This is a genomic window from Marilutibacter maris (genome assembly GCF_003233695.1).
GTDB lineage: Bacteria > Pseudomonadota > Gammaproteobacteria > Xanthomonadales > Xanthomonadaceae > Marilutibacter > Marilutibacter maris.
The window spans coordinates 1,520,462-1,541,677 of the sequence record NZ_CP029843.1 but is presented as its reverse complement, the minus strand read 5'-3'; the positions used below and the strand labels follow the sequence as shown (position 1 = coordinate 1,541,677).

General features: G+C 68.6%; 17 protein-coding genes and 9 tRNA genes. 5 read left to right on the top strand and 21 right to left on the bottom strand.

Features of this window, described 5'->3' with window-relative positions; translation table 11 throughout:
- Positions 1-159 precede the first annotated feature (159 nt).
- Positions 160-864, top strand: coding sequence for a PP2C family protein-serine/threonine phosphatase (locus C9I47_RS06790; protein WP_111266070.1), 705 nt, complete (start codon positions 160-162; stop codon positions 862-864).
- Between the two features lie 36 nt (positions 865-900).
- Here the strand turns inward: C9I47_RS06790 and dnaQ are convergent, their stop codons facing one another.
- The 3 genes from dnaQ to C9I47_RS06775 all read right to left on the bottom strand — a co-directional run bounded on the left by dnaQ (position 901) and on the right by C9I47_RS06775 (position 2,933).
- Positions 901-1,626: a DNA polymerase III subunit epsilon gene (gene dnaQ / locus C9I47_RS06785; protein WP_111266069.1), complete on the bottom strand. Its 726-nt coding sequence runs from the start codon at positions 1,624-1,626 to the stop codon at positions 901-903.
- A gap of 97 nt (positions 1,627-1,723) precedes the next feature.
- Positions 1,724-2,182 carry a ribonuclease HI gene (gene rnhA, locus C9I47_RS06780; RefSeq protein WP_111266068.1) on the bottom strand — a complete coding sequence of 153 codons (459 nt, stop codon included), beginning with the start codon at positions 2,180-2,182 and terminating at the stop codon, positions 1,724-1,726.
- 7 nt (positions 2,183-2,189) lie between these two features.
- Positions 2,190-2,933, bottom strand: coding sequence for a class I SAM-dependent methyltransferase (locus C9I47_RS06775; protein WP_111266067.1), 744 nt, complete (start codon positions 2,931-2,933; stop codon positions 2,190-2,192).
- A 126-nt stretch (positions 2,934-3,059) separates the two neighbouring features.
- Here C9I47_RS06775 and gloB point away from each other — a divergent pair, with 126 nt between their 5' ends.
- The 3 genes from gloB (at position 3,060) to C9I47_RS06760 (ending at position 5,986) form a co-directional block, all read left to right on the top strand.
- Positions 3,060-3,836: a hydroxyacylglutathione hydrolase gene (gene gloB, locus C9I47_RS06770; RefSeq protein WP_111266066.1), complete on the top strand. Its 777-nt coding sequence runs from the start codon at positions 3,060-3,062 to the stop codon at positions 3,834-3,836.
- Positions 3,833-5,062: a lytic transglycosylase domain-containing protein gene (locus tag C9I47_RS06765; RefSeq protein WP_111266065.1), complete on the top strand. Its 1,230-nt coding sequence runs from the start codon at positions 3,833-3,835 to the stop codon at positions 5,060-5,062. Before gloB ends, C9I47_RS06765 begins: the two co-directional genes overlap by 4 nt.
- Before the next feature lie 126 nt (positions 5,063-5,188).
- Positions 5,189-5,986 (top strand): enoyl-ACP reductase FabI, encoded by a 798-nt coding sequence (locus tag C9I47_RS06760; protein ID WP_111266064.1) that lies wholly within the window; start codon positions 5,189-5,191, stop codon positions 5,984-5,986.
- Positions 5,987-6,139: 153 nt separating this feature from the next.
- Here C9I47_RS06760 and C9I47_RS06755 read toward each other — a convergent pair whose 3' ends face one another.
- The 16 genes from C9I47_RS06755 to C9I47_RS06680 all read right to left on the bottom strand — a co-directional run bounded on the left by C9I47_RS06755 (position 6,140) and on the right by C9I47_RS06680 (position 16,933).
- On the bottom strand, positions 6,140-8,119 hold the full coding sequence (locus C9I47_RS06755; RefSeq protein ID WP_111266063.1) for a peptidyl-prolyl cis-trans isomerase: 1,980 nt from the start codon (positions 8,117-8,119) through the stop codon (positions 6,140-6,142).
- A 170-nt stretch (positions 8,120-8,289) separates the two neighbouring features.
- Positions 8,290-8,366: transfer RNA gene (locus tag C9I47_RS06750), tRNA-Asp, on the bottom strand.
- Between the two features lie 123 nt (positions 8,367-8,489).
- Positions 8,490-8,566: transfer RNA gene (locus C9I47_RS06745), tRNA-Asp, on the bottom strand.
- 123 nt (positions 8,567-8,689) lie between these two features.
- Positions 8,690-8,766 (bottom strand) — tRNA-Asp (locus tag C9I47_RS06740).
- Between the two features lie 64 nt (positions 8,767-8,830).
- Positions 8,831-8,905: transfer RNA gene (locus C9I47_RS06735), tRNA-Val, on the bottom strand.
- A gap of 70 nt (positions 8,906-8,975) precedes the next feature.
- Positions 8,976-9,248, bottom strand: a complete 273-nt coding sequence (locus C9I47_RS06730; protein ID WP_111266062.1) for an HU family DNA-binding protein — start codon at positions 9,246-9,248, stop codon at positions 8,976-8,978.
- 248 nt (positions 9,249-9,496) lie between these two features.
- On the bottom strand, positions 9,497-11,947 hold the full coding sequence (gene lon / locus C9I47_RS06725; RefSeq protein ID WP_111266061.1) for an endopeptidase La: 2,451 nt from the start codon (positions 11,945-11,947) through the stop codon (positions 9,497-9,499).
- Between the two features lie 208 nt (positions 11,948-12,155).
- Positions 12,156-12,494, bottom strand: coding sequence for a S8 family serine peptidase (locus tag C9I47_RS17885; protein ID WP_223250311.1), 339 nt, complete (start codon positions 12,492-12,494; stop codon positions 12,156-12,158).
- Positions 12,491-13,786: an ATP-dependent Clp protease ATP-binding subunit ClpX gene (clpX, locus tag C9I47_RS06715; protein WP_111266059.1), complete on the bottom strand. Its 1,296-nt coding sequence runs from the start codon at positions 13,784-13,786 to the stop codon at positions 12,491-12,493. The genes C9I47_RS17885 and clpX overlap by 4 nt, the downstream gene beginning before the upstream one ends.
- 164 nt (positions 13,787-13,950) lie before the next feature.
- Positions 13,951-14,577: an ATP-dependent Clp endopeptidase proteolytic subunit ClpP gene (gene clpP / locus C9I47_RS06710; protein WP_111266058.1), complete on the bottom strand. Its 627-nt coding sequence runs from the start codon at positions 14,575-14,577 to the stop codon at positions 13,951-13,953.
- Between the two features lie 218 nt (positions 14,578-14,795).
- Positions 14,796-16,094: a trigger factor gene (tig, locus tag C9I47_RS06705; protein ID WP_111266057.1), complete on the bottom strand. Its 1,299-nt coding sequence runs from the start codon at positions 16,092-16,094 to the stop codon at positions 14,796-14,798.
- Between the two features lie 181 nt (positions 16,095-16,275).
- Positions 16,276-16,360 (bottom strand) — tRNA-Leu (locus C9I47_RS06700).
- Positions 16,361-16,486: 126 nt separating this feature from the next.
- Positions 16,487-16,562, bottom strand: a tRNA-Lys gene (locus tag C9I47_RS06695).
- A gap of 81 nt (positions 16,563-16,643) precedes the next feature.
- Positions 16,644-16,720: transfer RNA gene (locus C9I47_RS06690), tRNA-His, on the bottom strand.
- A gap of 24 nt (positions 16,721-16,744) precedes the next feature.
- Positions 16,745-16,821: transfer RNA gene (locus tag C9I47_RS06685), tRNA-Arg, on the bottom strand.
- Between the two features lie 35 nt (positions 16,822-16,856).
- Positions 16,857-16,933, bottom strand: a tRNA-Pro gene (locus tag C9I47_RS06680).
- A gap of 382 nt (positions 16,934-17,315) precedes the next feature.
- Between C9I47_RS06680 and C9I47_RS06675 the strand changes: the two genes are divergently transcribed.
- Positions 17,316-18,074: a Bax inhibitor-1/YccA family protein gene (locus tag C9I47_RS06675; protein WP_111266056.1), complete on the top strand. Its 759-nt coding sequence runs from the start codon at positions 17,316-17,318 to the stop codon at positions 18,072-18,074.
- A gap of 74 nt (positions 18,075-18,148) precedes the next feature.
- On the opposite strand, the gene C9I47_RS06670 is transcribed toward C9I47_RS06675, so the two are convergent.
- Together C9I47_RS06670 and C9I47_RS06665 are read right to left on the bottom strand one after the other, a co-directional pair.
- Positions 18,149-19,519 (bottom strand): Na+/H+ antiporter NhaC family protein, encoded by a 1,371-nt coding sequence (locus tag C9I47_RS06670; protein ID WP_111268005.1) that lies wholly within the window; start codon positions 19,517-19,519, stop codon positions 18,149-18,151.
- 505 nt (positions 19,520-20,024) lie between these two features.
- Positions 20,025-21,032 carry an isocitrate dehydrogenase gene (locus C9I47_RS06665; RefSeq protein WP_111266055.1) on the bottom strand — a complete coding sequence of 336 codons (1,008 nt, stop codon included), beginning with the start codon at positions 21,030-21,032 and terminating at the stop codon, positions 20,025-20,027.
- Positions 21,033-21,216: the final 184 nt, after the last annotated feature.

Genomic DNA, 21,216 nt, shown 5'->3' with positions numbered 1-21,216 from the left:
CTCGCCGCCCCCTTTCAAGGCGCGCGCTGCTTTCCCCGCAAGAACCCCACCCTCCAGGCCCCACCGCCGCCTGCCGCACGCCTTGCCACGCGGCCGCTGGGCACCGATGATTCCGTTGACTGAATCCAGAGGCTCTGACGCGAGCGGCATGTTCCCCCAATGATCGAATTCGGACACCTGACGCACGCCGGCCTGCGCCGAGACCTGAACGAAGACACCTACTACGGCGACACCGAGATGGGGCTCTGGCTGGTCGCCGACGGCATGGGCGGGCACGAGTACGGCGAGGTCGCCAGCGCCCTGGCCCGCGAGACCATCGTCCGCGAAGTCCGCGACGGCACCCCGTTGATCCAGGCGATCCGCATCGCCGACGAGGAGATCATCCGCAACTCGCGGCGGCGCCACGACGCCCTGCCGATGGGCACGACCGTGGTCGCGGCGCGGGTCAGCGGCAGTCTGTTCGAGGTCGCCTGGGTCGGCGACAGCCGGGTCTACCTGTGGCGCGACGGTCACCTCGCGCAGTTGTCGCAAGACCACAGCTACGTCCAGGAGCTGATCGCCAACGGCGCGATCACCCACGAGCAGGCCCGCAGCCACCCGCACCGCAACGTGGTGACCCAGGCGCTGGGGGTGACCGATCCGCGCAACCTCAACGTCGAGACCATGACCGGCGAGCTCCGCCCCGGCATGCAGCTGCTGCTGTGCAGCGATGGGCTGACCGAAGAGGTCGACGACAGCGTCATCTCCCGGGTCCTGGCCCAGCAGGACTGCAGTGCCCAGGAATGCGTCGACTCGCTGGTCGCCGCCGCCCTCGACGGCGGCGGTTCGGACAACATCACCGTGATCCTGGTGCGCAGCCACTAGCGCACCGCCGGGCGGCCCGTGGGCCGCGCACCGCTCTCAGTCCTCGCCGTCGGCCTCGGCCCGGTCCCAGACCGCATGCCCGGCCTTCTTGCGCAGCACCGCCAGCCGGGCCTCGTGCGCGGCCAGCTCGACCTCGGCGACGCTCACCCGCGGGCGCGGGCGGTCGATCCGCTTCTGGAACATCGCCGCCGTCGACGGATCGGCGGCGCCCGCCCCCGACGCGTCGGCGAAGCCGATCTCCTCCTGCCCGGAGGTCAGCCCGATGTAGACCTCGGCGAGCAGCTGCGCATCGAGCAGCGCGCCGTGCAGCTGGCGATGCGCATTGTCGACGCCGAGCCGCTTGCACAGCGCATCCAGCGAGTTGCGCTGGCCCGGAAACTTCTGCCGCGCCAGCAGCAGCGAATCCTCGATCGCGCAACGGTCGGCCAGCTTTCCGTACTGCGGTCCGGCCAGGCGCAGCTCGTTGTCGAGGAAGCCGACGTCGAATGCGGCGTTGTGGATGACCAGCTCGGCGCCATCGATGAACTCGACGAACTCGTCGACGATGTCCTCGAAGAACGGCTTGTCGGCGAGGAACTCCAGGGTCAGTCCGGTCACTTCCTGGGCGCCGGCCTCGAACTGGCAGCGCGGATTGAGGTAGCGGTGGAAGGTACGGCCGCTGGGGCGCCGCTCGACGAACTCCACGCAGCCGATCTCGACCACGCGGTTGCCCCGCTCCCAGCTCAGGCCGGTGGTTTCGGTGTCGAGGATGACTTGGCGCATGAACGGATCGGAAGCTCGCTGTGGAAAACACTGTGCCCGGCCGCCGCCGCCGTGTCACCCCGCCGTCGGAGCGATCGCGGCGCCGGCCGGCGCCGACTCAGCCGCCCGCCTTGAAGCGGACGGCCTCATTGCGCGCCAGGGTGTCGACGCGCTCGTTGTCCGGATCGCCGGAGTGGCCCTTGACCCAGTGCCAGTCGACCCGGTGGCGCCCGGCCGCGGCGTGCAGGCGCTCCCACAGGTCGCGGTTCTTGACCGGATCGCCGCCGGCGGTCTTCCAGCCGCGCCGGACCCAGTTGGCCATCCACTGGGTGATGCCCTGGCGGACATACTGGGAGTCGGTGGTCAACGCGACCCGGCACGGCTCCTTCAGCGACTCCAGGCCCATGATCGCGGCCATCAGTTCCATCCGGTTGTTGGTGGTGTCGGCCTCGCCGCCGCTGAGCTCGCGCTCGCGTCCCTGGTAGCGCAGCAATGCGGCCCAGCCGCCGGGGCCGGGATTGCCCAGACAGGCGCCGTCGGTATGGATCTCGACGGACTTGCTCGATTCAGATGTCATCGCCGGATTATGGCTTCGGCCCCGGGTCTTGCCGCAAGACGCCCGCATGTGTTCGCACCGAGCCCAGGCCGGTCTGCAGCCGCAGCTTGCGCAGCGCCGCCGGCGGGATCGCCGCATGCACGCGCTTGCTGACGGTCAGTGCGATGCCCGCGCGCAGGCGGTCGGCGGCGCCGACGCCGGCCTCGCCGTCGTCCGGACGCCAGCGCGGCCCCAGCCATTGCAGGCTGACCGCATCGGCCGGAAACCCGGCCCGGGCCAGGGTCGCCTGCCAGTAACCCGGTCCGTGCGCGCTGAGCCCGGCGCGCCACCAGCGCGCCCGGTACGGACTCCACGGATTGAGCGCGGCCAGCCACAGCACGCCGCCGGGCGCGAGGATCCGCATGCACTCGCCGAGCACCGCCTCGGTATCGCCGAAACCGTCGTCCAGCGCGTGCTGCAGCAGTACCGCTCCGAACGTCTCGCTGGCCAGCGGCCATGGCAGGGCGCAACGCAGGGCGCCGTCGAAACCGCCCGCGCCGCGGCGCAGGTGCAGGCCCCGGCCACTCTCGCTGTGCGGGCACTCGGCGCCCTCGGCCCCGACGCAGACCCAGGGCAGCGCCGGAATGCCGGCGAGCACCCGCTCCATCGCCCGCGTCTCGGCCCGCAGCAGGCTGCGCGCGCGCGGCCCGGCAAACCACAGCGGTCCGGCCGCGCCGCTTTGCGGACCGGCGTTCGGCTGTTCAGGTTGACGTGACGGGTGCAGCGCGGGCATGGTCGCCTGATCGTGTCCGGCCGGCGGGCGACGCCGGCGAAGGAGCCGGTCTGGATGGAAGGTCTGGCGGTCGCAACCGGGTTCGATTCTGCGCGATTTGCCGGCAGGATTCCAAGGAGTATCAGCATGCGTCTGCAGGCCCTGCCCTCGCGCCAAGACAACTACATCTGGACCCTGTCCGGCGAGGACGGCGGCGCGATCGTCGTCGACCCGGGCGAGTCCGCACCGGTGTTCGCCGCCGCCGCGGACGGTCTGCGTCCGGCCGCGGTGCTGCTGACCCATCACCACTACGACCACATCGACGGCACCGCCGAGCTGCTGCAGCGCTGGCCTGGACTGCCGGTCTACGCGCCGCACGACCCGCGCATCGCCTTCGCCTGCCAACGGGTCGGCGACGGCGACCGCTTCGCCCTGCTGGGGACCCGGGTCGCGGTGATCGAGGTCCCGGGACATACCTCCAGCCATATCGCCTTCCACCTCACCCGCGGCCAGGACGGCTGGCTGTTCTGCGGCGACACCCTGTTCAGCCTGGGCTGTGGGCGCCTGTTCGAAGGTACCCCGGCGCAGATGCACGCATCGCTGCAACGCCTGGCCGCCCTGCCCGGCGACACCCGGGTCTGCTGCGGGCACGAGTACACGCTTTCCAATGCCGCCTTCGCACACGCGGTGGAACCCGACAATCCGGCGCTGCAGCGTCGCATCGAGGAGGCCAAGGCCATGCGCCGGTCCGGACATCCCAGCCTGCCCAGCACGCTCGCCGACGAGCGCGCCTGCAACCCGTTCCTGCGCTGCACCGAACCTGCGGTCATCGCCGCGGTGACCGGCCAGTCGGGACGGCCGCCGCACGATGCGGTGGAGACGCTCGCCGCACTGCGGCGCTGGAAAGACGGGTTCGCCGCATGAGCGGCCGCCACGGACACCCGGCCGGCCCCGGGTTCGCGACCGTCGCCGGGCTGTTGCTGGCCTGTCTTGCCGCCCCGCTCCACGCCGCGGACGACGCCCCCGGGACGACGACCGCGGACAGCACCGCCGCGCCTGTCGCCGCCCCCGTGGCCGCCGAGGCGACCGTCCCGGCCCCGCTCCCGGCCGGTACCCGCAACGGCCGCGAGATCTTCGAGAACTTCCGCGAGGGGCTGTCCGACCCGCAGTGCGATGCCGATACCAGTGCCCGCTGGAGCCGGCACTTCGCGCATGCGCCGGACCGCCTGGCCACCCAGGACGACGGCCTGCTGCCGCTGTTCGGTTACGTGGTCGACGCCCTGCGCCAATCGCACCTGCCGACCGAGTACGCGCTGATCCCGTTCATCGAAAGCGGCTACAAGCCCGCCGCTCGCAGCCCGTCCGGCCCGGTCGGGATGTGGCAGATGGTCCAGGTCACCGCGCGCAACCACAAGGTACCGGTGGGTTCGCGTTACGACGGACGCCTGTCGCCGGTCGACTCGACCCGCGCCGCGGTGCGCTACCTCAAGACCCTGCACGGGATGTTCGCCGGCGACTGGCGGCTGGCGGTGATGGCCTACAACGCCGGCGAGTACCGCGTGCTGGGAGCGCTGCGCCGCGGCGGCCTGGCCGCGCGCGACGCCGAGCCCGAGCAGCTGCCCGGCATGCCCGGCATCACCCAGGCCTATGTGCGCAAGATCCACGCACTGTCCTGCCTGATGCTGGAGGCCGCCGACGACGAGGCCTGGCTGCAGGCGCTGGACCGGCCGGTGCCGCGGCTGGAAGCGGTTCCCCTGCCCGATGGCGTGCGCACGGTCGCCCAGTACGCCGACCTTGCCGGCCAGGACCCGGCGCGCCTGAAGCGCCTGAACCCGGTCTACGCCAACGGCCGCATCCATCGTCCGGGCGGGCGCCCGGCCTACCTGCTGGCACCGGCGACCGCGATCCCGGTCGCGGCCGTGGCGGCCGATGCACCGACCGCCACGGCCGCGACGACGGTCGCCGACGCATCCGACATCGTCGCCGCTTCGGCGCGCCTGCACGTGGTGGCCCGCGGCGACAATGCCTGGACGATCGCCCGCCGCTACGGCCTGCGCGTCGCCGAACTGCTCTCGCTCAACGGCCTGACCACCAACAGCGTGCTGCAACCGGGCCAGCGCCTGCGCCTGGACCCGGCGCAGGCCGACTGAGCCGGACGGGCCATCGCGCAGCGGCATCGACGCTGCCCGGGGCATACGCCGGGCGCCCGCAGGCCCTAAACTAGAGTCTTTGCTCGGCCGCATCCGCGGCCATGTCCCACCAGCGAGGGAGTTTCCATGGGTTTTCTGCAAGGCAAGCGCGCCCTGATCACCGGTATCGCCAGCCAGCGTTCGATCGCCAGCGGCATCGCCGAGGCCATGCACCGCGAGGGTGCCGAACTGGCCTTCACCTACCAGAACGACAAGCTCAAGTCGCGCGTCGAAGCCGCCGCCGCCGAAGCCGGCAGCGACATCGTGCTGCCGCTGGACGTGACCGACGATGCGCAGATCCAGAGCTGCTTCGACGCGCTGGGCGAGCGCTGGGACAGCCTGGACATCGTCGTCCACGCGATCGCGTTCGCGCCGCGCGAGGCGATCGCCGGCCAGTACCTGGACGGCCTGACCCGCGAGAACTTCGCCCTCGCCCACGACATCTCGGCCTATTCGCTGTCGGCGCTGGCCAAGGCCGCGCGCCCGCTGATGCAGGACCGCAACAGCGCCATCCTGACCCTCAGCTACCTCGGCGCGGAGCGCGCCCTGGCCGGCTACAACCTGATGGGCGTGGCCAAGGCCAGCCTCGAGGCCAGCGTGCGCTACCTGGCCTACAACCTCGGCCCCGAGGGCACCCGCGTCAACGCGATCTCCGCCGGCCCGATCAAGACCCTGGCCGCCTCCGGCATCGCCGGCTTCCGCAAGATCCTCGGCCACGTCGAGGAGAACGCGCCGCTGCGCCGCACCGTCACCATCGAGGACGTCGGCAACGCCGCCGCGTTCCTGTGCTCGGATCTGGCGTCGGGCATCACCGGCGAGATCACCTACGTCGATGCCGGCTACAACATCCTCGGCATGACCGGAATCGGCGAAAGCGGCGAGTGAGCCGTCTGCGCCCCGCACCTTGCGGGGCGTGGGGATCGCGCGCAAACCAGAAGGCCCGGCAGATGCCGGGCCTTCTCGCATTCGGGACGAAGCGGTGGCGGCGTCGCGGCCATGGTCGGGCCCGAGCCGCCGCCGCGGACGGCAATCGTCCGGTTACAGGTTTTCCTCGAACACCGACACCTGCATCTGCTGGCGGAGCCTGGCGGTGTAGGCCTTGAGGTCGTCGACACCGGCAACCTGGCGCAGTTGCTCGCGCAGCATCTCGCGCTCGCCCTCGCCGATCGTCTCGCCGTCGCCCGGAGTGACCTTGTCGACCGTGAACAGGACCGCGCCGCCGCTGGGCAACATCGCCATCCCCGGCGTCGGGCTGCCTTCCTTCGGCGCCTGGACGGCGAACATCGCCTCGTTGACCGCGGCGTCGGGCAAGGGCATGCCGCGCATGATGCCCGGCATCGCCTGCGGCTCCGGCAACGACTTCGACTCGGCGATCGCCTGCAGCGTCTCGCCCTTCTTCAACCGCTCCAGCAGCGCCTCGGCATCGGCCTTGGTCGCCTGCATCACCTGGTCGGCGCGCACCGCCGCGATCACCTCGTCGCGGACCTCGTCCAGCGGACGGGCGCGCTCGGGCTGGTGGGCGGCGACCCGGATCAGCACATGGTGCCCGGGCTCCATCTCGATCGGATCGCTGATGGTGCCGTCCTGGATGCGGGCCTCGTCGAACGCGGCCCGCTTCACCGCCGGATTGGCCATGATGCCGTCGCCGCTGTCGCGCGAAACCGGGCCGAGCTTCTGCACCTGCAACTGCGCCTCGGTGGCGACGCCATCGAGGTTGTTCGGATTCTTGTAGACCTGATCGACGACACCGGTCATCAGGTCGTTGATCGCGCGCTCGCGATCGGCCTCGGCCTGTTCGCGGGCCAGCGCGTCGCGCACCTGCTCGAACGGCTCCACTTCGCCGCTCTTGATCTCGCGCAGCTGGATCACGTGCCAGCCGAACTCGGTCTTGACCGGGTCGCTGACGCCGGGAGTGGTCATCGCGAACAGCGCCTCCTCGAACGGCCCGACCATCATGCCCTTGCTGACCCAGCCCAGGTCGCCACCGCTGTCCTTCGAACCGATGTCGTCGCTGTTCCCGGAAGCCAGCGCGGCGAAGTCCGCGTCCGCCGCTTTCGCCTGCGCGGCCACCTGCGCGGCCTTGTCCTGCGCCGCCTTCTGCGCCGCCTCGTCGGCATCCGGCGCCAACTCGATCAGGATGTGCGATGCCAGACGCTCTTCGGGCGTCACGAACTTGGCCATCTCGTTCTTATAGCGGGTACGCAGGACTTCCTCGTCGGCCGGTGCCGGCGCCGGCAGCTCCGACGCCTGGATCTCGACGTACTCCAGGGTGACCGTCTCCGGCGCGCGGAAATCCGCGGCATGGGACTCGTACCAGCTCTTGATGGTCTGCTCGCCGACTTCCGTCTCGTCCTGCTCCTGCGGCGGCAGGAACAGCATCTGCGCGTCGCGGCGCTCGCCGATCAAGCGGATCAGCCGCTGCATCTCGGAAGCGGTGACGAAGTTGCTGCCGCTCAGCGAGACCGGCACCAGGCTCTGCTGCAATCCCTCGCGCACGGTCTGCTCGAACGCCTTCGGCGACTGCGTCGGCACCTGCGAAGCCAGTGCGAGCTGGTAGCGCTCGGCATTGAACTCGCCATCGATCTGGAACGCGGGAATGTCGCGGATGGTCTTTCGCACCAACGCGTCGCTGACCGCGATTCCGGCGCTGCGGGAGGCCAGTGCCTGCACCCGCTGGTCGATCAGCGCCTCCAGGACCTCGCGCTTGTTCTCCAGGCTTTCGAACTCGCGCGGATCGAAGGCCTCGCCCTGCTGCGCGCGCGCCTGCTGGCGGGCCAGGTCGAAGCGGGTACGGAAATCGTCCCGGCTGACCTCCTCCTGCTGCCACAGCATCGATGCGGGCCACCAGGTGGGGGCGGACGGCCACCAGCTCGGCGGCGCCTCGACCCGCGCCACGGTGTCGTTGGTGTTCTGCACCAGGTACTGATCGATGCCGAACAGGCCCAGCGGCACGATCAGGATGGCGAGAACGATGGTGCCCAGCAGGCCGGAAGACTTTTCGCGGAGTTTCTGCAGCATGTTCGGGGTGCGTCAATGCGGAAGCCGCACAGTCTACCGCGCTTCGGCGCCCGCGGCGGCGATCCGCACGACCGGCGGCGCCGGACGGGCGACGGAGCCGTGCGCCGCCGCGGTGGGGGCGGCGGCCCCCGCAAAAAAAGAAGGCGCCCGAGGGCGCCTTCCGGTACGACTGGCGGAGCGGACGGGACTCGAACCCGCGACCTCCGGCGTGACAGGCCAGCATTCTAACCAGCTGAACTACCGCTCCACGTTGTTGACCGATCGCGTGCCGGCCGTTGGGCCGGCGGTCCGCGCCCCGCAGGATGGTGCGGGAGCGGCAGGACCGTGCCGCTAAAAAAGAAGGCGCCCGTGGGGCGCCCTCCGGTACGACTGGCGGAGCGGACGGGACTCGAACCCGCGACCTCCGGCGTGACAGGCCAGCATTCTAACCAGCTGAACTACCGCTCCGCGCATTTGACCGATTGCGCCGGCCCGCTGGGGCCGACTTCCCGGGGCCTGCCTGGCTGACGACAGGATCCGGGACTCTCACTTTATGACGAAGGCGCCCAGCGGGCGCCTTCCGGGTATTGCTGGCGGAGCGGACGGGACTCGAACCCGCGACCTCCGGCGTGACAGGCCAGCATTCTAACCAGCTGAACTACCGCTCCGCGCTATTGCAAACACTTCATCACACCCTGGTGCGTGTCTGCAGCCATGGACCGCAGCGATCAGTGGTGGGTGCTGAGGGTTTCGAACCCCCGACCCTCTCCTTGTAAGGGAGACGCTCTACCACTGAGCTAAGCACCCGGTGTGTCCTTCGGCGCCGATCGGGATGCGGCCTGGACCGCGACCCGACCAGTGCCGCCGGCCGAGCTCGTTAGTTTACTGCATCCTTCAGCGCCTTGCCAGCCTTGAATGCAGGATTCTTCGAGGCCTTGATCTTGATGGTCTCGCCGGTCTTCGGGTTGCGACCCTGGCGAGCGGCGCGCTTACGGACCTGGAAGGTGCCGAAGCCGACCAGGGTCACGGTGTCGCCCTTCTTGAGCGCCTTGGTGATCACGCTGACAAACGCATCGACGGCACCGGCAGCATCGGTCTTGGACAGATCAGCCGCTTCGGCGACGGACTCGATAAGCTCAGCCTTGTTCATTCGTTTTGACTCCCTTTGCGGACTTCGCCGCCTTGTTCTGAAAACCGGAGAAGCTCGACTCCCGACCTCACTGCCGGAATCGACACCGGTCGATTTGACCACGCACCGCAGCTTACTTACGACGAGCAGGCTTGCGACAGCGCGAGGTTGCGCTCGTTATACCAGCGGGTGCCCGACCCAGCAAGCCTGAAAGCTAGCTCTGGCGCGGCTTTCAGGCTTCATCACGCGATCCTGACGAACGGCTGATGTCAATGCTTGACACCCGCCCGAGATACCTCCTCGTCCTTGCCGCGCACCGGCAGCTCACCCGGCCCGGACACCGGCGACGGCGACACCGGCCGCTCCAGCGCGATCTCCAGCACCTCATCGATCCACTTGACCGGCTTGATGTCCAGGCCCTGGGTCACACTCTTGGGCAGATCCACCAGGTCCTTGCGGTTCTCCTCCGGGATCACCACCGTGCTGACGCCACCACGCAGCGCCGCGAGCAGTTTCTCCTTCAGTCCGCCGATCGGCAGCACCCGTCCGCGCAGGGTGATCTCGCCGGTCATCGCCACCTCGGCCTTGACCGGATTGCGGGTCAGCATCGACACCAGCGAGGTCGCCATCGCAATGCCGGCACTGGGACCGTCCTTGGGCGTCGCGCCCTCGGGAACGTGCACGTGCACGTCGTGCTTCTGCAGGAAGTCCAGGTCGATGCCCAGGCTCTCGGTGCGCGCGCGCACCACCGACAGCGCCGCCGACGCCGACTCCTTCATCACGTCGCCCAGGTGGCCGGTCAGCAGCAGCTGGCCCTTGCCCGGCACCAGGGTCGACTCGATCTGCAACAGATCGCCGCCGACCTCGGTCCAGGCCAGCCCGGTCACCAGGCCGATCTCGTTCTGCTCCTCGGCGCGGCCGAAATCGAAACGGCGCACCCCGAGGTACTTGTCGAGGTTCTTCGGGGTCACGCTGACCGCGCCCTTCTTCGCCTTGGGCCCGGCCAGCGCGATCTCCTTGACCACCTTTCGGCAGATCTTGGCGATCTCGCGCTCCAGGCTGCGCACGCCCGACTCGCGCGTGTAGTAGCGCACGATGTCGCGCACCGCGGCCTCGGACACCTTGATCTCGTCCTCCTTCAACCCGTTGCCCTTGATCTGCTTCGGCAGCAGATAGCGCATCGCGATGTTGAGCTTCTCCTCCTCGGTGTAGCCGGGGATGCGGATCACCTCCATGCGATCGAGCAGCGGACCGGGGATGTTCAGCGAATTGGAGGTCGCGATGAACATCACCTCGGACAGGTCGAGGTCGACCTCCAGGTAGTGATCGTTGAAGGCGTTGTTCTGCTCCGGATCGAGCACCTCCAGCAGCGCCGAGGACGGATCGCCGCGGAAGTCCATCGACATCTTGTCGATCTCATCGAGCATGAACAGCGGATTCTTGGTGCCTGCCTTGTTGAGGTTCTGCACGATCCGGCCCGGCATCGAACCGACGTAGGTACGGCGGTGACCGCGGATCTCGGCCTCGTCGCGCACGCCGCCCAGCGACATGCGCACGAACTTGCGGTTGGTCGCCTTGGCGATGCTCTGCCCAAGCGAGGTCTTGCCCACGCCCGGCGGGCCGACCAGGCACAGGATCGGGCCCTTCATCTGCTTCACCCGGGTCTGCACGGCGAGGTACTCGAGGATGCGCTCCTTGACCTTCTCCAGACCGAAGTGGTCGGCGTCGAGCACGTCCTGGGCGGACTTGAGGTCCTTGCGCACCTTGCTGCGCTTCTTCCACGGCACGCCCAGCACCCAGTCCAGGTAATTGCGCACGACCGCCGCCTCGGCCGACATCGGCGACATCTGCTTGAGCTTGTTGAGCTCGCTCTTGGCCTTGGCCTCGACCGGCTTGGGCATGCCGGCCTCGGCGATCTTGCGGGTCAGCTCCTCGACGTCGTTGGGCGCGTCGTCGATCTCGCCGAGCTCCTTCTGGATCGCCTTCATCTGCTCGTTGAGGTAGTACTCGCGCTGGCTCTTCTCCATCTGCGACTTGACCCGGCCGCGGATGCGCTTCTCCAGCTGCTGCACGTCGATCTCGCCGTCGACCAGGCCGACCAGCTGTTCCAGCCGCTCGCCGATGCCGTGGGTCTCCAGCAGCTTCTGCTTGTCGCTCAGACGCACGCCCAGGTGCGCGGCGATGGTGTCGGCCAGCCGCCCCGGTTCGTCGATCCCGGACAGGGTCTGGATCAGCTCCGGCGGCAGCTTGCGGTTGGTCTTCACGTACTGCTCGAACAACCCCATCAGCGAACGGCTGATCGCCTCCAGCTCGCGCGGGTCGCGGTCCGGCACCGGGGCGACGACCTCGGCGTGGCCGGCCAGCAGGCCGTCGCGCTCCTCGACGTCGTCGACCTTGACCCGGGACACGCCCTCCACCAGCACCTTGATCGTGCCGTCGGGCAGCTTCAGCAACTGCAGGACCTGCGCCAGGGTGCCGGTCGCGTACAGGTCGTCGGCACCCGGATCGTCGATGTCGGCGGACTTCTGCGCGACCAGCAGGATGCGCTTGTCGGCCTCCATCGCCACGTCCAGCGCGCGGATCGACTTGTCGCGGCCGACGAACAGCGGGATGACCATGTGCGGAAAGACGACGACGTCGCGCAACGGCAACACCGGCAGGTCCAGCGTCTCGCGACCGGTCTCGGGGTCGGAAGCGGCACTGTGGGGGGAATCGGTCATGGGCTCTCCAGGAACTCAGGGCGAACGGCCCTTGGCCACGGTTATGGGGGCCTGCGCGGACAGATGCAAGCGGCGCTTCGGAGCGTGCCGGACGCGGCGCGGGCAAACCAAGCCAAATCAGTCGCTTGCAAACGAAAACGCCGCCTGTTTCCAGGCGGCGCCAATAACCGGTGCCAGCGCCACTGCGGCGCCCCACCGGTCACGGATGCTATTTGTTGAGCTCCTCGATCGCATCGGCGGCCTGGACCGGCCCCCAGCCGGTCCTGGTGTCGTCGCCGGGCGCCCCGATGCCGCGGGCGGTGGTCAGCAAGGCGTCCAGGACCTGGGTGTTGGTGGTCGAGGGATTGGAGCTCCACACCAGCGCGACGGCGCCGGCGACATGCGGACTCGCCATCGAGGTCCCGCCGAGTTCCTGACGGCCGCGTGGCAACGGCAACAGAGAGCCTCGAGTCTGGCAAGAACCCGCGCAGGAAAACAAAGACGCCGCGCGATGCGCGGCGTCCGGATGGCGACGATGGGTCGGCGCGGGCCGGCCCTGGCGGATCACTCCGCCGAGGCGACCTTGGCCGACGCCGTGCCCGGCGGGTTCTGGTAGATCAGGTAGGGCTCGGACTTGTGCTCGATGACCGACTCGTCGACCACGACCTTGCTGACGTTCTCCAGCGACGGCAGGTCGTACATCGTGTCCAGCAGCACCGACTCGACGATGGTGCGCAGGCCGCGCGCGCCGGTCTTGCGCTTGAGCGCCTTGCGCGCGATCGCGGTCAGCGCGTCGGGACGGAACTCCAGCTCCACGCCCTCCATATCGAACAGCTTGCGGAACTGCTTGGTGATCGCGTTCTTGGGCTCGGTCAGGATCTGCACCAGGGCCGCCTCGTCGAGCTCCTCCAGGGTCGCGACCACCGGCAGGCGGCCGACGAACTCCGGAATCAGGCCGAACTTGATCAGGTCCTCGGGCTCGACCTCGGCGAGGATCTTGCCGATCTCGATCTTGCGCTCGGCGCTCTTGACCTTGGCCCCGAAACCGATGCCGCCGGCCTCGGTGCTGCGCTGGCGGATGATCTTGTCCAGCCCGGCGAACGCGCCGCCGACGATGAACAGGATGTTGCGGGTATCGACCTGCAGGAACTCCTGCTGCGGGTGCTTGCGCCCGCCCTGCGGCGGCACGCTGGCGACGGTGCCCTCGATCAGCTTCAGCAGCGCCTGCTGCACGCCCTCGCCCGACACGTCGCGGGTGATCGACGGGTTGTCGCTCTTGCGCGAGATCTTGTCGATCTCGTCGATGTAGACGATGCCCTGCTGCGCCTTGTCGACGTCGTAGTCGCACTTCTGCAGCAGCTTCTGGATGATGTTCTCGACGTCCTCGCCGACGTAGCCGGCCTCGGTCAGGGTGGTCGCGTCGGCCATCGTGAACGGGACGTTGAGCATCCGCGCCAGGGTCTCGGCCAACAGGGTCTTGCCCGAACCGGTCGGGCCGACCAGCAGGATGTTGGACTTGGCCAGCTCGACGTCGTCGTTGCGCTGGCGGCTCTCGATCCGCTTGTAGTGGTTGTAGACCGCGACGGCGAGGGTCTTCTTCGCCCGCTGCTGGCCGATCACGTACTGGTCGAGGACCTCGAGGATCTCCTTGGGCTTGGGCAGATGGCTGCGTGCCGACTGCGCCTTCTCCTCGAGCTCCTCGCGGATGATGTCGTTGCACAGCTCCACGCATTCGTCGCAGATGAACACGCTGGGGCCCGCGATCAGCTTGCGGACCTCGTGCTGGCTCTTCCCGCAGAACGAACAGTAGAGGATCTTGTTGCTGTCGGTAGGGGGTCGGCCTTGTCGGTCGTCGCTCATGCTCTTGCCCAAATGTTGCGTGTGCCGTGCACCGGCTCCGGCCCTGCCGGAGCCACCGATGCGATTCGAGAATAGCACAGCGATCCGGCCCGGCAGCCGGGTCGGATCGCTTGCTTAAAGTCGTTACAAATCAAAAACTTGCAAACCAGATTCCGAGCGCCCGCTCAGGCCGCCTGGACCGAGTCGTCCGGACGGCGCTCCAGCACCTGGTCGACCAGTCCGTACTCGCGGGCCGCCTCGGCGCCCTTGAAGTTGTCGCGCTCGGTGTCGTGGGCGATCGTCTCCAGAGCCTGCCCGGTGTGCTTGGACAGGATCTCGTTCAGACGCTGGCGCATGCCCAGGATCTCGCGGGCATGGATGTCGATGTCGGTCGCCTGGCCCTGGAAGCCGCCCAGCGGCTGATGGATCATCACCCGCGAGTTCGGCAGCGCGTAGCGCTTGCCCTTGGCGCCGGCGGCCAGCAACAGCGCGCCCATCGACGCGGCCTGGCCGACGCAGATCGTGCTCACGTCCGGCTTGATGTACTGCATGGTGTCGTAGATCGCCATGCCGGCGGTGACGATGCCGCCCGGCGAGTTGATGTAGAAGCTGATGTCCTTCTCGGGGTTCTCCGCTTCCAGGAACAGCATCTGCGCGACGATCACGTTGGCCACGTGGTCATCGACACCGCCGACCAGGAAGATCACCCGCTCCTTCAGCAGCCGCGAGTAGATGTCGTACGCGCGCTCGCCGCGGCTGGTCTGTTCGACCACCATCGGCACCAGGTTAAGGGCTTGGGTTCGGTTGTCCATATCGGTACGGCACCTGCGGTACGTGTGGGGTGATGCTTGCAAAGTTGGGGCCAATCGCGGTCGGACGCAAGTCCGGGATGGCCCGGGTTGCCGGCTCCGGTCACGGCCTGTCGCCGACGCGGTGCCCACAACGGCGATGGCCGGCCCGGCGCGTGCGCCAAACCGGCCATGCCCGTCGCCGGAACCCCGCGGGCCCGGCCGACCCTCCGTCGCCGGTGTTACTGGCGGATGGCCTCGGCGAAGCTCAGCGCCTGCTCGGTGTGCTGGGCGCGCTCGGCGATCCAGTCGATCACCTGCTCCTCCATCACCCGCGCCTGCAGGCTGTTCATCAGCTGCGCGTCGTTGCGGTACAGCTCGATCACCTGCTGCGGCTCCTCGTAGGTCGAGGCGATCAGGCGCAGGGTCTCGTTGACCCGCGCCGGATCCAGCTTCAGTTCGTTGCGACGGGCGACCTCGCCGACGATCAGGCCGACCAGCACGCGCTTGCGCGCCTGCTCGGTGAAGCCCAGGTGCGCGTCGGCCGGGACCTCGCCGATCTGGCGGCCCTGGCGGCGCGCCTGCTCGATGGTCTGGCGGGCCATGTCGCGGGCCTCGTTCTCGACCAGCTTCGGCGGCATCTCGACCTCGGCATAGGCGGCGATCAGCTGCTCGCCGACCTCGCGACGCAGCCGGGTCATCAGCGCGCCCTTGAGCTCGCGCTCCAGGTTGGTGCGGATGTCGGCGCGGAACTGCTCCGCGTCGCCGCTCTTGACCCCGAAGCTCTTGATGAACTCGGCGTCGACCTCCGGCAGCACCGGCTCGGACACCTTCACCGCCTTCAGATGCACGTCGACCTTCTTGCCGGCGAACGCGGGCATGCGCCAGTCGGCCGGGAACTCGACCTCGACCTGCTTTTCCTCGCCGGCCTTGAGCCCGGCCAGGGCGGTCTCGATCGCCGGGAACATCGCGCCGGAACCGAGCACGGTGGTGCCGCGCTCGACGCCCTCGGCCGGAACCCGCTCCTCGCCCGCCTGCGACCAGGTCTCGACCTCGACCGCATCGCCCTCGGCGGCGGCACGCTCGACCGGGTTCCAGCTGCGACGCTGCTGGCGCAGGTTCTCGATCATGGTGTCGATGTCGGCGTCGGCGACCTCGGCGGTATGGCGGATGACGTTGAGCTTCTCGACGTCGATGTCGCCGAAGTCCGGGACCACTTCGAAGGTGGCCACGTAGGCCAGGTCCTCGGCACCCTCGACCGGCTCGATGCTCGGATTGCCGGCGATCTGCAGCGACTGATCGCGCACGGCGTCGCGGAAGCCTTCGCGCAACATGCCGTCGAGGATCTCGGCGCGCACCTGCTGGCCGAAGCGCTGCTCGATCACCTTGGCCGGCACCTTGCCGGGGCGGAAGCCCTTGATCTTGGCGCCGCGCGCGATCTCGCGCAGACGGCCGCCCACCTGGGCCTCCAGCCGCTCGGCCGGGAGGCTGAAGGTCATGCGGCGTTCGAGGTTACCGACGGATTCAACCGAAACTTGCATATCCACTCCTGCTACCGGGGCACGCCGCCGCGGCACGATGTTGTTTGAGCTGTCCAGATGCCACCTGCACCCGTGCAGGCGGCGGAACGGGGTATTTTCGCCGATCGGGCGGCCGGTTGCCAGCACCGCCGCCGCAATGCCCTGCGGGGAGCGCCGGGCGCGGGCCTGGCCACCCCGAGGATGGTGCGAAAGGGGGGACTCGAACCCCCACGCCTTGCGGCACTGGAACCTAAATCCAGGGCGTCTACCAATTCCGCCACTTTCGCGATACACGCCGCCCGGAGGCGGCCCCGGCATTCTAGAGGCAGGCGCCGCCGGCGACGAGCCTTGCCGCCCGCCGCCGCCCCGCCGGCAAAAAAAAACACCCGGCGCGGGCCGGGTGTCTTTCGATTTGGTGGGCCGTCAAGGATTCGAACCTTGGACCTATTGATTAAGAGTCAACTGCTCTACCAACTGAGCTAACGGCCCAAATCTGGGAGCGGGATAATAGCAGACCCGCTCGCTTTGGCAAACACCCGGCATCGAAAAAATTTCGCCTGCCGAGATGGGTGGGGTGGCTGAGGGGATTCGAACCCCCGACCACTGGAATCACAATCCAGTACTCTAACCAACTGAGCTACAGCCACCACAAAAGCTTTACCGCAAACAACTGGCGCGCCCGGCAGGACTCGAACCTGCAACCACCGGCTTAGAAGGCCGGTGCTCTATCCGGTTGAGCTACGGGCGCGTGGTCCGCAATCTTAACCGGCATTGGCAGGCGGTTGGTCGGGGCAGAGGGATTCGAACCCCCGACCCTCTGCTCCCAAAGCAGATGCGCTACCAGACTGCGCTATGCCCCGAAGCCGGGCCCTTTCGATGCGCGCCAACGCCGCGAAAGGTCGGACATTTTGGGCATGGCCCGTGCTGCTGTCAACGCGCACGTGCAGGCGGCATGGGCCGGCGCGGTTTCCGCCCCCGCCCCCGCAGGCGCGTCGGCAATCGCGTTCCCGCGCCGGACGGGCCTGAACGGACGGCGGCGGGCGGCGGGTACGGCCCGATCCGGCAAGCTGACTGCCAGCTGAGCCATGGTCCGGGCGGTGTATGCTCGCGGCCTGGAACGATCGCCCGCCGCTGCCGCCAGCCGCGGCGGGCCGGGTCTTCGACCTGGTCCCGGACCCAGGTCGCGAATCCAAGCCTCCAACCCAATTCCCGAACCCAAGCGAGTCATCCAAAGGAGCACGCATGCGCAGCGGCAACCCGGCTTTGAAGGAATCCACTTTTCTCGACCTCGCCAGCGGCACCGTCGTCCGCAACCCCGGCGACGCGATGACCCTCAACGGCACCGTCAACAAGACCGGTGTGCTGTTGCTGCTGTGCGTGATCACCGCCGCATTCGCCTGGAACCAGGTCGAGTTCACCCTCGACGGTCCGGTCGGTGCCGCTCCGTACATGTGGGGCGGCGCGATCGGCGGCCTGGTGCTGGCCCTGATCACCGTGTTCAAGAAGGAGTGGTCGCCGGTGACCGCGCCGCTGTACGCGATCGTCGAAGGCTTCTTCCTCGGCGCGATCTCGGCGATGTACAACCACCTGTACGAAGGCATCGTGATGCAGGCGGTACTGCTGACCTTCGGCACCCTGTTCGCGCTGCTGTTCGCCTACCGTTCCGGCCTGATCAAGGCGACCGAGAACTTCAAGCTCGGCATCGTCGCCGCCACCGGCGGCATCTTCCTGGTCTACATGGCGAGCATGGTGCTGGGCATGTTCGGCATCCAGATTCCGCTGATCCACGAATCCGGCATCATCGGCATCGGCTTCAGCCTGTTCGTGGTGGTGATCGCGGCGCTGAACCTGGTGCTGGACTTCGACTTCATCGAGACCGGCGTCGAGCACGGCGCACCCAAGTACATGGAGTGGTACGGCGCGTTCGGCCTGCTGGTCACCCTGGTCTGGCTGTACATCGAGTTCCTGCGCCTGCTGTCCAAGCTGCAATCGCGCAACTGAGCGTCGCCCGTCGATGCGAACAAAAAGGGCGCCCGCGGGCGCCCTTTTTCGTGGCGGTCCCGCATGGCCAGCCGCTACTCGATACGCGACCCCGCGCGCCCCAGCCCGGCAGCCGCATCGCGTCGCCGCGTCGGCCACAGCATGAACGCGATCGCGGCCACCGCCAGCAGCCAGCAGTAGTAGACCCGGCCGGCGATCAGCAGCGGCGACAGCCCGGCCAGCGAACCGGCCAGCAGGATCTGCGCGCCATACGGCAGCACGCCCTGCATCACGCAGGAAAACACGTCGAGCAGGCTGGCGCTGCGCCTGCCGCTGATGCCGTGGTGGTCGGCGATGTCCTTGGCCAGGCTGCCGCTGATCAGGATCGCGACGGTGTTGTTCGCGGTCAGCGCGTCGCTGCCGGCGGCCAGCGCGGCGATGCTGGCCTCGCCGGCACGGCGGCCCTTGTGGCCGCGGGCGAAGCGCGCGATCGTCTGCGCCAGCCAGTCGAGCCCGCCGCAGGCCTTGATCAGCGCGGCCAGTCCGCCGATCAACAGCGCCAGCAGGGTGATCTCGACCATGCCCTCGAAGCCGAGATAGATATCGCCGGCGAAGCTGACCGCGTCGTAGCCGGCGCCGGCGACCGCGCCCAGCACGCCGGCCACGACCAGGCCGATGGCCAACACCAGCACCACGTTGACGCCGGCCAGTGCCAATCCCAGCACCAGCAGGTACGGCAGCACCAACCAGCGGCTGACCGGGTCGTCCGGCGCCTGCACCGGGGCGACATCGCCCATCACCGCCAGCATTGCCAGGGTGACCGCCGCCGCCGGCAGCGCCATCTTCAGATTCTCGCGGAACTTGTCGTGCATCCGGCAGCCCTGGCTGCGGGTCGCGGCGATCGTGGTGTCTGAGATCACCGACAGGTTGTCGCCGAACATCGCCCCGCCGACCACCGCGCCCAGCACCAGGCCGGCGTCCAGCCCGGCGGCGTCGGACACGCCCAGCGCGACCGGCACCACCGCCGCGATCGTGCCCATCGAGGTACCGATCGCCAGCGAGATGAAGCCGGCGACCAGGAACAGGCCCGGCAGGATCAGCGCCGCCGGCAACGCGCCCAGGCCCAGCGCGACTACCGCATCGACCGCGCCCACCGCCTTGGTCACGGTCGCGAACGCGCCGGCCAGCAGGAACACCAGGCACATCAGCATGACGTTCGGATGCCCCATGCCGGCCAGCATCGTGTCCAGCGGCGCGACCCCGCGCCGCCACGCCAGCCATGCCCCCAGCGCCAGCGCCGGCAGCACCGCGACCGGCGCCCGCAGCTGATAGAAGCCCATCGCCTCGCCGTGACTGGTGAAGTAGACGCCGGCGCCGAAGAACAACAGCAGGAACAGCAGCAGCGGCGTCAAGGCGACCGCGCTGGGGCGAACCGGCGACACGGCAGCAGCGCCGCTCTTTTTCATCTTTTCATCCGAATGAAGGAATATAGCCGCGCCATTCTGCGGCAGCGCGGTGGCGCTGTCGAGATCATGACGCATGGGGACGCCACCCGGTTGCGACGATGGCAGCGGGAACCCTGCCCCACGGTCGCGCCGCCATTCGCGCTGCGCGCGAACCGCCCCCCTGACTCGGGGGATGCGCCCATGCGGCACCTCATCTCGCAGGAGCGGCCTTCACACCGAAGCCTCATCGCGGCTCACGCCGCTCCTACGGCAGGGTCGCGGTGACCCAGCCCCCTGAGTCAGGGGGCGATTCGCATCGCAGATGCGAATGGGGGTGTGGAAGCGCAACGGCGGGGCCCAAGGTTTGCGCAGCAAACTTTGGGGATTCCCGGGCACAGCCCGAGGATCGCTGCTTGCGCCACTCCTACGGTCCTCTGTCGCCCGAGTGGTCCCGGGGGTTGCCCGCCGCAAAAACGAACGGGGCGCCCGAAGGCGCCCCGTTCTCTATCCGGATCGGCCGGCCCGCTCAGACCCGGCTGGCGATCGCGCGGGCGAACGACATGGTGTCGCCGCTGCCGCCCAGGTCGGGGGTCAACGAGTCCTTGGCCTCGAGCGTGGCGATGATCGCCTCGCGCAGCTTCGCCGCCTTCTCCGGCAGGCCGAGATGGTCGAGCATCTGCGCCGCGCCCAGCAGCAGCGCGCAGGGGTTGGCCTTGCCCTGACCGGCGATGTCCGGCGCGGTGCCGTGCACGGCCTCGAAGATCGCCGCATCCGAGCCGATATTGGCGCCCGGCGCCAGGCCGAGACCGCCGACCAGGCCGGCGCACAGATCGGAAATGATGTCGCCGAACAGGTTGGTGGTGACGATCACGTCGAACTTCTCGGGCTGCATCACCAGCTTCATGCAGCAGGCGTCGACGATCATCTCGTCGCACTCGATCTCCGGATACTCCTCGGCGACCTTGCGCGCGGTCTTCAGGAACAGGCCCGAGGTCGACTTCAGGATGTTGGCCTTGTGCACCACCGTGACCTTCTTGCGGCCGGTCTTGCGGGCCAGGTCGAAGGCGTAGCGGACGATGCGTTCGGAGCCGCGACGGGTGACCTTCTGGGTCAGCACCGCGGTCTCGCCGTCGGCCGACAGCTCCTGGCCCTCGCCGATGTAGGCGCCCTCGGTGTTCTCGCGGACGGTGATCAGGTCGACACCGCTGGGAAAGCGCGACTGGGTGTTGGGGAAGCTCTTGGCCGGCCGCACGTTGGCGTACAGGTCGAAGCGCTTGCGCAGCTCGACATTGATCGAGGAGAAGCCCTCGCCGACCGGGGTGGTCAGCGGGCTCTTCAGCGCCACGCGGTTCTTGCGGATCGAGTCCATGGTCGCCTGCGGCAACAGCTCGCCGTGCTTCTCCAGCGCGGCCAGGCCGGCATCGGCCTCTTCGTACTGCAGGCCAAGCTGCATCGCGTCGAGCACGTGCAGGGTGGCGTCCATGATCTCCGGGCCGATGCCATCGCCACGGATGACCGTAATCGTCTGCGTCATAGGGGATCTTCCAGCTTTGGGGCGCCTGGGGGGAGAGGTACGGCGCCGAATGGTTAACCGTTCAATTATGCCTGAGACGCGGTTTCTTTTCAGATGCAACCATCGTCCACTGCCGCTGCGCCGGCCTTGACGCGGGCCGCCAGCGGCGTCGGCCGCAACGACGAAAGCCCCGCATGGCGGGGCT